1 protein-coding gene and 1 pseudogene are annotated in these 1,314 nt (G+C 59.6%); both read right to left on the bottom strand.

What is annotated here, in order from left to right; genetic code table 11:
• Positions 1-824: cysteine--tRNA ligase (gene cysS / locus ACIONG_RS26020; protein WP_401303551.1), on the bottom strand; the 824-nt coding region annotated here is incomplete at its 3' end.
• Between the two features lie 22 nt (positions 825-846).
• Positions 847-1,314 (bottom strand): annotated as a pseudogene (locus tag ACIONG_RS26015) (glutamine--tRNA ligase); the annotation flags it as partial.

Genomic DNA, 1,314 nt, shown 5'->3' with positions numbered 1-1,314 from the left:
AAGAAGTTGTTCAGGGACTTGGACATCTTCTCGCCATTGTTACGGATCATGCCGCATTGCATCCACGCGTTGGCGTAGGTCTTGCCGGTGGCCGCTTCGCTCTGGGCGATTTCGTTTTCGTGGTGCGGGAACTCAAGGTCGCTACCGCCGCCATGAATGTCGAAGGTCTCGCCCAGGCAGCAGGTGGACATCACCGAGCACTCGATGTGCCAGCCCGGACGCCCGGCGCCCCACGGCGATTCCCAGCTTGGCTCGCCCGGCTTGGTGGCTTTCCACAGCACGAAGTCCAACGGATCCTGCTTGGCTTCGTCGACTTCGATTCGCGCACCGATGCGCAGGTCTTCGATCTTCTTGCGCGACAGTTTGCCGTAGCCCATGAACTTGGCGACGCGGTAGTAAACGTCGCCATTGCCCGGGGCGTAGGCGTAACCCTTGTCGATCAGCGTCTGGATCATGCTCAGCATGCCCGGAATATGGTCGGTGGCACGCGGTTCCATGTCCGGCTTGAGGATGTTGAGGCGCGCCTCGTCCTCGTGCATCGCCGTGATCATGCGCTCGGTCAGTGCGTCGTACGGCTCGCCGTTTTCGCGGGCGCGATTGATGATCTTGTCTTCAATATCGGTGATGTTGCGCACGTAGGTCAGGTTGTAACCGCTGAACCGCAACCAGCGGGTCACCAGGTCGAACGCAACCATGCTGCGGCCGTGACCAATGTGGCAGTAGTCGTACACGGTCATCCCGCAGACGTACATGCGCACATTGTTGCCATCGAGCGGCTTGAAGACTTCTTTGCTCTTGGTGAGCGTGTTGTAAATCGTCAGCACTTTTAATTTCCTTGACGCTGAATCACTGGCCCCACGAATCACGCAGGGTCACGGTACGGTTGAATACCGGCTGACCTGGTTTCGAGTCCTTGATATCCGCAACGAAGTAGCCTTCGCGCTCGAACTGGAAACGGTCTTCCGGCTGTGCATTGCCCAGCGAGGGTTCTGCACGACAACCGGTCAGCACTTGCAGTGAGTCAGGGTTGATGTTGTCGAGGAAACTGGCGCTGTCTTCGGCCTTCTCCGGGTTCGGAGAACGGAACAGGCGATCGTACAGGCGCACTTCGCACTCGACGCTGGCGGCGGCCGGCACCCAGTGGATCACGCCTTTGACCTTGCGGCCTTCAGGGTTCTTGCCGAGGGTGTCCGGGTCGTACGAGCAACGCAGTTCGACGATGTTGCCGTCGGCGTCCTTGATCGCTTCGTCGGCACGGATCACGTAGCTGCCGCGCAGACGCACTTCGCAATTCGGCTCCAGACGCTTGTAGCC

Source organism: Pseudomonas sp. NPDC087817 (genome assembly GCF_044742875.1).
Taxonomy (GTDB): domain Bacteria; phylum Pseudomonadota; class Gammaproteobacteria; order Pseudomonadales; family Pseudomonadaceae; genus Aquipseudomonas.
Note: the sequence above shows the minus strand (reverse complement) of the source record. Positions and strands in the feature narration are given on the sequence as shown.